Below are 11,113 nucleotides of genomic sequence, written 5' to 3' on the forward strand. Positions count from 1 at the left end.
CATCGTGGAGAACGAGGCCGCGCTGTTCTGCGCGCCTCGTCCAGGCAAGGATTTTTATCTTGAGTAGCCACGCGATCTGGCTACCGTATTAGTGCGGGGTGGCTGCAGACGCCCCCCTGGCTGCCGTCTTCTTCGCCTCCGCACCATATGTCTTGACGAGGTAGTCCACGATGGGCTCGACGTCCTCATCCTTCAGCGGCGCACCGAAAGGCTTCTTCATCTCCTTTACCGTTGCATCCCAATAGGCGCGGGGTCCTTGCCGAAATGAACGACACTCCGATCAGAGACCGTCGCCTGCTTGACATCACGTCGTCTCACGGCAAGCCGGGCACGCTGTAAGGGCCGGCGCTCCGACGCGCGTCGGCACCGATATCTGCAGGCATTGGAAAACAATCGCTACATCATGTGCGGGGCGCTGGCCAGCTACGTGGTATCGCACGTGGAAGACCCTGCGTCCGTTCCTCTCGCCGAGTTTCGCCCCCCTCTTCAGCCCAAAGTTGGGTATCACTAGAATGCGCATGCGACCCGAACTGCTCGACGATGTCGACGGGAGCAGATCCAACAACCGCTGCTGACCGATCTGGCAATATCCTAGGCACAGCAGATGACCGTAAAGCCGAAATGAGTACTGCCGCGTCCCAAGCTTCCGCCTTCTATCGCGAGATCGCTGAGTCGGGAGTGATTTGGTCTATCCGCGACGACAATGGTTTTCCAGCACCGCTCACCTTCACCGGCAGGCGGGCCATGCCGTTTTGGTCGAGCGAATCAAGAGCGCTGGTGGTGATTGGAGGCGTCGCTGCGTATCACGGCTTCCGCCCGGTTGCCATCTCGTGGAACGATTTTCGGGAACGTTGGATTCCGGGACTCACTCGCGACGAACTGCTCGCGGGCATCAATTGGTCTGGCTCCCGGGCAATCGGCTTTGACATCCTGCCCAGTGATCTTGCGAGAAACGTGGAAGCACTGCGCAACTCAGCGCTAACTTGAACATTCGCTAAGGGGTCGGCTCTTGCCGTCTGGCCCGGGCATGTCAGCGGGCGGCGTCGATCACGCGCGTGCCGGCCAATCTGGGACATTCATCGTTCCGCGTATGGACGGCTCATCAGCGAAGTACATGGATCATCGCGCCGTCCCATACATCGCGGAACGATTCCCGGAACGACGGGCCGTACCTATTTCTCGCCAAGGCGACCCAGTGTCTCCGGCACGATGACGGCGCCCGCCAAATAAATCAGCGTGACGACCCCGAGGAAAATGCTGAGGGTCAGCGGAAGATCTGCTGGCGTGCGGGCAGAAAGCGAGGCAAGCGTGGGCATCATCCCGCCAATGGCGAAGCCGATGTTCCAGGACAGACCGGTACCGGACGCACGGATGCTGGTGGGAAACCGCTCGTTCAGGAAGATCAGGATGGGCGCGAAACCCGCGCACCCCAGCATCGAAAGCGCCACGGCATAGACGCCGCGCATCGTCGAGGTTGGCGCGGCAGCCATCCACTGATAGAGCATCGGCATCAGAATCAGGCTGGCGAAGCCGATCACCAGGAACGCTTTCTTGCGCCCCACCAGCGTGCTGAAATGCCCCGCCGCTACCGACGCCACGATCACACCGAGGCTGCTCGCCATCAGAATGGCGGAAGACTCGCCAGGCGATGCCTTGACCACCACCTTGAGGAAGGTGGGAAGGTAACCGGATGTCAGGTAGTACGCACTGCCACCGCCCACGGTCAACAGGATGTTGGCGAGCAGAATGCCACGGTACTCACGAGAGAAAAGCGTCCGCAGCGGATGCGCCTGCGTTGGCTGCCCACTGGATTTCTTCGCGGCCTGCAGTTGCTTCCACAGCGGCGATTCCTCCAGCGAGTTGAAGATCACAAGACCCAGCACGGAGCTGAGAATGCCGGCGAAGAACATGCAACGCCATCCCCATGCGTCAAAGGCGTCGCCAGGAAAAAGCGCCGTCATTGCCATGTACGTGACGGAAGCCAGCAACGCACCAATGCCCGCGCCGCCGCCTCCCACCAGGCCGGACACCGCGCCGCGCCACGACGGTGGCACCGATTCCGTGCCGATGGTATGGGTGGAAGCCACCACGCCTCCAACGAAGACACCCTGTATGAGCCGCAGCAGAATGAACAAGACCGGCGCGAACATGCCAATCTGGTTGACGGTGGGGAGCAATCCGAACGCGGCCGTGGACAGGCCCACACCCGTCACGGCCACGACCATCGCACCCTTGCGGCCATTGCGATCCGCGTAGGCGCCGAAGATCGCCGAGCCGAGCGGCCGCATCAGCAGCGTGACGGCAAACGACGCATACACGGCAGCGAGCGAGAGCATCGCCTGTTCAGACGGAAAGAACAGCTTGCCGATCACCGGGGCCACGAACAAGAGAATGAACAGGTCGAACAGATCAAGCGCCCAACCCATGCAGGATGCCGTCACTGCACCCAGCACCTGCCTGTTACTTGCGGCCACTGGCGCCGCACTTTGCGCGCCGTCCGACGGCACCGCCTGGTTTGCCAGCACTTTCATCTTTGTCTCCTTGTGTTTCTAGTTTTCTTTGACGAGCGCGGGCGACACTCGCGTGGAGCGTCGCCTTCCCTCGTTATCGATCGATGCGCGCCCCGAAGGGGGGCCGAAGGGGGCCGACGGCGTACGATCAGCGTCCGCTGAACTCGGCCTTGCGCTTGGCGTGGAACGCCTCGACGCCTTCGCGGAAGTCTTCCGAACTGCGCAACCGGCTGTAGCAATGCCCTTCCAGTTCGATGGCGATGGACAGCGGCGCGTCCTCGGTATCGTTCAGGAGCTTCTTGGCGGTTCGTTGCGCCAGCGGCGAGAAGGCGCGCAGTTCGTCGACCAGCGCATCCGTAGCGGCCTCCAACTCGGCATCTGCGACGCAGTCCACTGCAATGCCCCATTCGTATGCCTGCTGGCCGCGGATGCGGCGCGAGCGCATGACGATGTCTTTCGTGCGGCCCACCCCCACCATTTTTTGAAGCCGTGCGGAGCCTCCCGAACCCGGAATCTGTCCGAGCTTCTGCTCCGGCAGTGCGTATTCCGTGGTGTTGGTGGCGATGCGGAAATCGCAAGCCAGCGACAACTCGAAGCCCACGCCGAAACAGTAGCCACGGTTGGCTGCAATCACCGGCTTGCCGCAACGCGTGGGCGCAGCCACATTCCACGCGAGCTTCGATACATGCTCGGGCGAGGCTTCGAGGAAGCCGCGGATGTCACCACCGCTGGAGAAGTGCCGGCCCTCTCCCCGCAGCACGATGACTCGCACCCGGTCATCGGCATCCAGCGCCTCGAATGCGGCCCGCAACTGGTCGCGTGCAGCCATCGAGATCACGTTGTATGGGGGACGGTGCAGGACGATGTCCGCGCGTTCGCGCGCGGGATCGATCGTGACGGAGAAGCCATCGAGTTCCTGCAGGCGCTGCTGGTCGGGATGAATCAATCGGAATTCCTGGGTCATGTCGTTACTCCGTGATGGGATCGCTATAGGGAAGGGATGAAATGGCGTGGTACTCGCCCGCCGACAGCTTGCGGCGCAGGAACTTGCCGACGGGCGATTTCGGGATGTCATAGACAAACACGTAGCCGCGCGGACGCTTGAAGTTGACGAGATCGGAACCGCGGCAGTAGTCGTCCAGTGCCTGGGCATCCACCGCGCCCCGTGGCTTGACGAATGCCACCACCTTCTGTCCCCAGCGCGCATCGGGCACGCCAGCCACGGCTACCTCATCGACGCCTGGGTGCAGCGACAGCACCGATTCGATGTCGGCGGGCGAGATGTTCTCGCCGCCGCTGATGATCATGTCGTCCACGCGACCGGTAACGTACAGGTCGCCATCGGCATCGAAGTAGCCAATGTCGCCAGTGAAATACCAGCCGTCGCGCAGGGATTTCGCATTGGCGTCGTCGCGGTTCCAGTAACCCTCGAACGCTTCGTCGCCGCGCAGGTCGGCAATGATCTGGCCTTCCTCGCCGGTTGCCACAACATCTTCTGGCGAGTCAGCGTCGAGCCGGGCAATGCGCAGCCGCGTGTTCAGGCCAGCACGGCCGGCACTGCCGGGCTTGCGCGGTGCGTCCTGGTGGATGCTGCAGGTATAGACCTCGGAGGACCCATAGTGATTGACGAAGAGTTCTGGCCGGAACGCGTCTTCCAGCCGGTTCAGGAGCCCATCGTTCATGGCGGCGCCAGCGAAACCGAGCTTCGTGACGGTGCGCACGTCCGTGCCCGCGAAGGCCGGGTCCGCCAGCAGGTCGTGGTAGAGCGTAGGCACCAGATAGAGACAACTCACCCGATGCGTGGTAATTGCCCGCAGCGCCTGCGACGCATTCCATCGCCGCACGCAGACAAACAGCCCGTCGACCAACGCCATGGCCAGCAGCGAGCGCACACCCATCGTGTGATACAGCGGCATGACGCCGAGGGTCCGTTCGCCATGCCGGTACAGGTTCTGCGCGACGTGCGCCAACGCTGCTGCACGTTCCTGCCGGTGGCGGCGCGGCACGCCCTTGGGTCTCCCGGTGGTGCCGGAGGTGTACAGCATGAGCGATACATCGCCGGCTTCGGCCAGCGCGCCCTCGCCATGGGGCGTCGCGCCCAGAAGCAGGTCGAATGAGAGCGAGCCGCCGGGTGCATCGTCCAGACCAATGCAGGGAATATCGCCCGCGCCATCGCAGTCCAGCACGGCATCGGCGCTCACCGGTTCGTACACCAGCGCCTTCACGGCGGCATCACGCAGGCAGTAGTCCAGTTCATCCGGCTTGGCGCGCCAGTTCAGCGGCACGATGACGATGCCCGCGAACTGGCATGCCCAATGCAGCGTCGCCATCTCCCAGCGGTTCTGCAACAGCGTGACGATGCGATCGCCGGGGTGCAGGCCCATATCCAGCAGGCCGGCGGCCACGCAGCGGATGCGCGCCAGCCACTGCTCGTAGGTCAGCATCAACTCGCCGTCGACGATGGCAAGTGCGCGAGGACTCCGCTCCACGCTTTGCAGAAAGGTCCGACCGAGATCAAGCATGGCAAGGCTCCCCGGCGGCGGATCGGGCGCTCTCGCTCTGGCGCGCTTGCGCACGGCTGGCCGCCACGTCGAGCACGGCGGCGACAATCGGCGTGTATCCGGTGCAGCGGCACAGGTGGCCGGACAGCATGTCGCGAACCTGTGCCTCGGTTGGCTGCGGCACGCGTTCCAGGTAGTCCGCGCATGACATCAGGATGCCCGCGGTGCAGAAGCCGCACTGCAGCGCGTGATGGCGCCGGAATGCTGCCTGCAAATCGCCCAGACCTGCGTCGGACCCGAGTCCTTCGACAGTCTCGATGTCACGGCCATCGGCCTGAACGGCCAGCATCAGACACGAACGCGCGGCCACACCATCGACGCGAACCGTGCAGGCACCGCAGACGCCGTGCTCGCAGCCCACATGGGTGCCGGTGGCACCGAGTCCGTGACGCAGGAAATCGGACAACAGTTCGCGCGATTCGCACTGGCCTGTCCTGTTCGCGCCATTCAGGATCAAGGTGATGTTGTGGCGCTCGTCACGCCGCATCACCGGGAACGCACTCACCGGTGCGGCCTTGGGGGTCTTGCTCATCTTGCCTCCTCGATTACGCGCATGCCCAACTGCCGCACCAGATGCCGGCGGTACTGCGCGCTGATATGGGCGTCGTCCTGCGCGCCCAGCTTCCAGCTAAAGTCGTTGATCGCATCCAGCAGCGCCTTGCCATGCAGGCGCGGCCATGTCTCCAGCACGGGCCGGTCCGATACGCCACCCACTGCGAGCGCGATGGCGTCGTCAGTGACCACGGCAGCGCAAGCGACCAAGGCAAAATCACCATGCCGCGCCGAGAACTCGGAGAAGCCATATCGCGCGCCCGGCTTCCGCAGCGGAAAGCGGACCGCCTCGACCAGTTCGTCCGGCTCACGGCATGTCATCAGCATCCCTTGGAAGAAATCGGACGCGGGCAGCACGCGGCGGCGGCGCTGCGAACGCAGTACAACCTCGCCACCCAGCGCGGTCAGCACGAGCGGCAGTTCGGCGCTCGGATCGGCGTGCGCGATGGAGCCGCACACCGTGCCGCGATTGCGAATCTGGAAATGAGAGATGTGCGGAAAGGCCATGGCGAGCAACGGAACCTCGTCCATCAAGGACGGCCGCCATTCCACGCGGCCCTGCGTGGCGGCTGCACCCACCACGAGCTTTCCGTCCTCGACACGCACGGTGTCCAGCTCCGTGGTACGCGAGATATCCACGAGCAGTTGCGGCTGCGACAAACGCATGTTCAGCACGGCCATCAGCGACTGTCCGCCTGCCATCACGCGCACTCCGTCGTCGCCCGAGGCCAGTGCTTGCAGCGCATGCTCCGTCGTTTCGGCACGCAGGTAATCGAATGCTGCGGGCTTCATTTGCGCACTCCCAGTCGCACCAGCAGGCGCGTGATCCAGCCTGGCCTGGAGGTTGGCTTGCCACTGGCTTGCCGGCCGAGCGATTCGAACAACTGGCGCAGCACCACCTTGGCGGCACCTTCAAGCATGCGGCCGCCGACTGCGGCGACTTTCCCGGATACCTCGGCCTCGTAGTCGTACGTCAGCCGCGTGCCAGAGCCATGTGGTGCCAACTCGACCAGCCCTGCTCCGCGCGCACTTCCCAGCGACGACAGACCCGCCCCTTCGAGACGCAGCCGATGGGGTGGCTGCAGGTCCGACAGCGCGATCTCGGCTTCATAGCGCGCCTTGATCATGCCGATCCCTACGGTTACGTCAGCGCGATAGCGGTTGTCGCCGATGCGCGTGAGAGCGTGGCACCCCGGCACGACGTTGGCGAGCGCGACCGGGTCCAGCAGGACGGCAAAGATGGCCTCCGGCGTTGCATCCAGATCTACCGAGCCGTGCGCGGTCAGTGCCTTGCCACGCTCTCCGCCTCTGCCATTTGCCGGGGCGTCTCCAGATGCTTCGGCCAGCGCGGGCGTCGACGGCGGCGGATCGTCGAAGCCGATCATCGACATCACCTTGGCGGGTACGAGCGGCAGGCGTATATCGCTCACGCCGAGCGCATCCGCCACCGCGTTGGCGATGCACGGCGGCGTGCTCATGTTGTTGCCTTCGCCCAGGCCCTTTGCACCGAGAGGTGTGAAAGGGCTCGGTGTTTCCAGATGGACGATCAGCGGGTCAGGCACTTCGCAGGTGGTGGGCATCAGATAGTCCGCCAGCGTGCCGGACTGGAAGCTGCCATCGGCGCCATACCGCAGCTCTTCCATCAGTGCCGCGCCAAGCCCCTGCGCGAACGCGCCGCGGATCTGCCCATCGGCCAGTGCCGGGTTGAGTAGCTTGCCGGCGTCGTGCGCGGTGACATAGCGGTCAATGCGAACGCGTCCAGTCGCCCGATCGATCTCCACACCGCAAAGGTCGAAAACAAAGCCATAGCAGGCGGAAGTATTGACGCGATCCTGTTCGTCCGGCGCATCGAGGTTGGGCGGAGACCAGAAGACCGTTTCGCGAAGACCTGGCTCCTCGCCTGCCGGCAACAACTGCGGCGACCAGTGCGGCGCATTGCTGGCTGCGCGTGCGAACGGCACGGCAGTATCGGGAGCACCGTTGCGTTGAATGCGGCCATCGGCAAAGTCGATATCGGCAGGCTCGCAACCCAGTTGGGAGGCGACGATGCGCGCCAGCTTCTCGCGTACCCGCATAGCCGCCAGATGCACGGTGCCGGCGACGGCACCGGCGAAACGGCTGGAGTAGTTGCCGGCCGCGACCGACCAAGCATCCTTGTGGGTATCGAATTCGACGTTGACGACGACATCGTTCGGGTCAACGCCCAGCACGTCGGCCACCACCTGTGCGCAGACCGTCATGTGTCCCTGGCCTGCCGGGGTGGATGCGATGGTCACCACCACGCCGCCAAGCAGGTCCACGCTGACCGTCGCGCTGGCAATGGCACCATTCTTCGGACCGGCCTTGCGACGGGCCTCCACCGGGGTGGCCGTGGTGATGTAGCCCATGTTGGACACCGAGGGCTCGACAATGGCTGCAAACCCGATGCCGTACAACCTGCCGTCCGCACGCGCGGCATCCCGTCGCGATTTCAGTTCGTCGTAGCCACCAGCTTCCAGCGCGCGAGACATCGCCAGTGGGTAGTTGCCGGAATCGAGCAGCGCGCCCGCTGCCGCGTGATAGGGAAACGCATCGGCCGGAACAAAGTTTCGACGATAGACATCGAGCGGGTCCAGACCGAGTTCCACGGCGATCCGCTGGATCAAACGTTCCAGTGCAAAGTACACCTGCGGCCCTCCGAAACCGCGCACGAGGCCGGTCGGCGTCTTGTTGGTCAAGACCACGCGGTTGCGCACCAACAGGTTTGGAATCGCATAGGCGCCCGTCAGCAGGCCGTGCATGCGATAGAACGTGGCGGGTTCCGGCGCACGCAGGTAACCGCCGCAATCTTCAAGCTGGTCATACGACAGCGCGACGATGCGGCCATCTGCCTCGACTGCTGCTTCCAACGTAGACAGCCGAGCCGTTGCAGAGGTGGCCGCCGTCAGATGTTCGAGACGATCTTCCACCCACTTCACCGGTGCCCCTGCCTTGCGCGAGGCCAGACACATCAGGACGACATAAGGAAACACCGCCTGCTTGACGCCGAAGCTGCCGCCTGAGTCGCGCGGCGCCACATGGCGCAGGCGATTGGCCTGCACGCCCAACGCCATCGCCATCACGGCGTGCAGGGAGAACGGCCCCATGAAGTTCGATGTCACCTGGTAGCCTTCGTTACCCGGCAGATGTTCGGCAACAACCACCCCGCATTCGATCGGCGTGCAGGTGCTGCGTGGGTAGTGGGCCGTCAACGATACGCGGTGCGGCGCTGCCTGGAATGCGGCCTCCGGCTCCCCATAACGGAAATGACGATCGCTGACGATGTTGCTGTCGAGCTTGGGATGGAGCACCGGTGCGTCCTCGGACGCTGCGGCCTCGATGGAAACCAGCGGGGGCAGCACCCTGTACTCCACTCTCATCAGGTCAAGCGCGTCTTCTGCCAGCGCGCGACTTTCCGCCACGACAACTGCCACCGGCTCCCCGACGTATCGGACACGGTCCATGGCAAGCGCCCATTGCTCCATGGGCAACTTCACGCCGACCACGAAGGGCCGGGACCAGGCGGGAAGATCGGCGCCGGTCAGGATGGCACGCACACCCGGCGCCTTGAGTGCGGCAGCGGCGTCGATGACGCCCAGTTCGGCATGCGCATGAGGCGAGCGCAGTACCGCAGCGTGCAAGGTGCCGGGCCGAACGCCGAGGTCATCGGCAAACCGGCCCCTGCCACTCAGGATGGCGGGGTCTTCAAGGCGCTCCATCGGCCGGCCAACGTGCCGTGCCGGCGATAACGCCTGTGTCTCCTGTGCCGTGCCGGTCATGTCGCCAGCATCGAATCTCTTCATTTGCTACTCCAGTCTGCGGGTCAGCTCCGGGCCGATGGGCCACTGGAACCGTGCAACGTCAGACGGAGATTAGAGAGATTGCGATATAACGACTAATATTGTTTTTTGATTCAGTCCATCATTTCATATGATATGAAGAACATATGCTTTGAGACATTCCCAAAGCCTGGAAATAGGCGGCCACGGCGCATCGCCGCAAGCGCGTCTATATTTTTCGCTAGCGCGCGTCATCATAAATATTGATGTATTCACCAAATAATGAATGATATCGGCAATGGACCTTAAACAGATTCAGTACTTCTTTGCCTTGTTCGAAGATGGGTCGGTGACCCGCGCGGCCAAGCGCCTGAATATCGTGCAGCCGGCACTGAGCATGCAGATTGCCCGACTCGAAGAAGAGTTCGATCAGAAGTTGTTCGAGCGCATTCCACATGGCATGGTCCCCACGCCAGCGGGCCGCATGATGTATCGCCTGTTCCTGCCGATCATGCGTGACATTGCCGGCGCCCGGCAGCAGATGATGCAGCGCGAAGAACAGATGGCGGGGCACATCACCATTGGCATGGTGGCCTCGGAGACCGAGAGCGTGCTGGTGGATTCGCTGGCACGTTTCAACCAGCGATATCCGAACGTGGAGGTGTCCGTTGCGGACGGCATGAGTGCGGCGCTGATGGATCTGGTTGCCGCAGGCCAACTCGATGCAGCCGTGCTTCATTTGCAGCGCGGCCGCCCGTCGCTCCAGGTGCTGCCCATGCACGACGAAGAAATGGTGCTGGTGGCAAGTGCCAGTCACGGCCCGGTGCTGCCGGAATCCGTGGAGATGGCAAGGCTCCCCGCCCTGGAACTCGTGCTACCCACCAAGCGGCACGGCCTGCGCGTGGTGCTCGACACCGCCACGCAGGCCCAGGACGTCACGCTTTCCCCCAAGTTCGAGATCGATATTCTCGGCACCATCGTGCGGTTCGTGGAAGCCACGCGTTTTGTCACAGTGCTTCCGCGCATTATCGTGCAACGTGCGGTGGATGACGGCAGGCTGCGCATGCACACCATCGTCGCGCCGCGCATTGTCCGCCATCTCGTTTGCGTCAGCCATCCACTCAGGCCACTCAGTACTGCAACCGAAGCGTTGATTTCCATCGTCACAGAGGAAATCAAACGCGTATGCGGCGTGCCTGAGTCCAAATAGCGCCGCGCGCATGAGGCCAGGTGTTCCTTCGCGGGCCTGCCAAGAGGCAAGGGCATGCTCTCGACGGGGATGGGTTCGGAACTCCGCTGTGCCCGCGCCGAGCGGCGCGGGGCTTCCCACTGGTTGCCCAAGTCCACAGATACGCGTCGCGGAAACCCGCTCCAAAAAACAAAAACCCCGGAAGACCGCGATCTTCCGGGGTTTCGCCGCCTATACAGATGTACTGGCGGAGACGGAGGGATTCTGCGCAGATTGTGCGATTCTCCCTCGGTTCTCCAAACATTCACAAAATCAAACCCTTAGCTTTGCCCCGCACCGCGTGCTGGTACGGTTGACGGCGCACGAGTGGTACGGTCGGGCGAGCCCTCGGCCGACCCGCTTCCAGCATAGCGCGCCGGCGTGCACCGCGCTAGGCGCGCCGGCTTCCCGTGGACTATGCTCAAGATGGCTAGCCAGGCGGCCACCCCGAAGGCCACCATGCCC

At 63.5% G+C, this 11,113-nt stretch carries 9 protein-coding genes; 2 read left to right on the forward strand and 7 right to left on the reverse strand.

Features of this window, described 5'->3' with window-relative positions; translation table 11 throughout:
- Nucleotides 1-88 precede the first annotated feature (88 nt).
- The gene (locus FFS21_RS32770) at nucleotides 89-220 is read right to left on the reverse strand and encodes a hypothetical protein (RefSeq protein ID WP_283205161.1); all 132 of its coding nucleotides are present in this window, start codon (nucleotides 218-220) and stop codon (nucleotides 89-91) included.
- Between the two features lie 401 nt (nucleotides 221-621).
- Here FFS21_RS32770 and FFS21_RS30910 point away from each other — a divergent pair, with 401 nt between their 5' ends.
- The gene (locus FFS21_RS30910; protein WP_137928483.1) at nucleotides 622-987 is read left to right on the forward strand and encodes a DUF2750 domain-containing protein; all 366 of its coding nucleotides are present in this window, start codon (nucleotides 622-624) and stop codon (nucleotides 985-987) included.
- 185 nt (nucleotides 988-1,172) lie between these two features.
- On the opposite strand, the gene FFS21_RS30915 is transcribed toward FFS21_RS30910, so the two are convergent.
- From FFS21_RS30915 to FFS21_RS30940, 6 genes are all read right to left on the reverse strand, one after another.
- Nucleotides 1,173-2,531, reverse strand: coding sequence for an MFS transporter (locus FFS21_RS30915; RefSeq protein ID WP_137928484.1), 1,359 nt, complete (start codon nucleotides 2,529-2,531; stop codon nucleotides 1,173-1,175).
- 127 nt (nucleotides 2,532-2,658) lie between these two features.
- A complete protein-coding gene (locus FFS21_RS30920; RefSeq protein WP_137928485.1) occupies nucleotides 2,659-3,474 on the reverse strand; it encodes an enoyl-CoA hydratase/isomerase family protein in 816 nt (271 codons plus the stop codon).
- 4 nt (nucleotides 3,475-3,478) lie between these two features.
- Complete coding sequence (locus FFS21_RS30925; protein WP_137928486.1) at nucleotides 3,479-5,032, reverse strand: AMP-binding protein; 1,554 nt, start codon at nucleotides 5,030-5,032, stop codon at nucleotides 3,479-3,481.
- Nucleotides 5,025-5,603, reverse strand: a complete 579-nt coding sequence (locus FFS21_RS30930) for a (2Fe-2S)-binding protein (RefSeq protein WP_137928487.1) — start codon at nucleotides 5,601-5,603, stop codon at nucleotides 5,025-5,027. The genes FFS21_RS30925 and FFS21_RS30930 overlap by 8 nt, the downstream gene beginning before the upstream one ends.
- The gene (locus FFS21_RS30935) at nucleotides 5,600-6,415 is read right to left on the reverse strand and encodes an FAD binding domain-containing protein (RefSeq protein ID WP_137928488.1); all 816 of its coding nucleotides are present in this window, start codon (nucleotides 6,413-6,415) and stop codon (nucleotides 5,600-5,602) included. The genes FFS21_RS30930 and FFS21_RS30935 overlap by 4 nt, the downstream gene beginning before the upstream one ends.
- Complete coding sequence (locus FFS21_RS30940; protein WP_137928489.1) at nucleotides 6,412-9,444, reverse strand: xanthine dehydrogenase family protein molybdopterin-binding subunit; 3,033 nt, start codon at nucleotides 9,442-9,444, stop codon at nucleotides 6,412-6,414. The genes FFS21_RS30935 and FFS21_RS30940 overlap by 4 nt, the downstream gene beginning before the upstream one ends.
- A gap of 274 nt (nucleotides 9,445-9,718) precedes the next feature.
- Between FFS21_RS30940 and FFS21_RS30945 the strand changes: the two genes are divergently transcribed.
- Nucleotides 9,719-10,630, forward strand: coding sequence for a LysR family transcriptional regulator (locus tag FFS21_RS30945; RefSeq protein ID WP_137928490.1), 912 nt, complete (start codon nucleotides 9,719-9,721; stop codon nucleotides 10,628-10,630).
- The last annotated feature ends 483 nt before the right edge of the window (nucleotides 10,631-11,113 follow it).

The sequence above is a fragment of the Cupriavidus sp. 2SB genome, from assembly GCF_005503625.1.
Lineage (GTDB): Bacteria > Pseudomonadota > Gammaproteobacteria > Burkholderiales > Burkholderiaceae > Cupriavidus.